Consider the following 271-nt stretch of genomic DNA (forward strand, 5'->3'; position numbering starts at 1 on the left):
GGCTCTTTGCGCACATGCAGCGCACCGTCAATCCATCTCCCTTCAGCCTGGCGATGGGTATCGAATATCTCTTCATCGTGGTGGTCGGCGGCATTGCCCATATCTGGGGTGCGCTGCTGGGCGCGGGCGTATTGAAACTGCTGTCGGACCAGTTGCAGGTGCTGCTGCCGGCACTACTGGGCGATGGCGGCAGTTATGAAAGCATCGTCTTCGGCCTGATCCTGATCCTGTTGCTGAAATACGCACGCGGCGGCCTGTGGCCCTGGGTACG

The 271-nt window shown here is 60.5% G+C and carries 1 protein-coding gene; it reads left to right on the forward strand.

Going from position 1 to position 271, the window contains the following annotated elements; all coding sequences use genetic code 11:
* Positions 1 to 271, forward strand: a 271-nt coding sequence (locus tag ACZ3HH_RS30095; RefSeq protein WP_465810236.1) for an ABC transporter permease subunit, incomplete at both ends; no start/stop codon positions are given.

Source organism: Pseudomonas sp. PME37.24/025, from assembly GCF_055556615.1.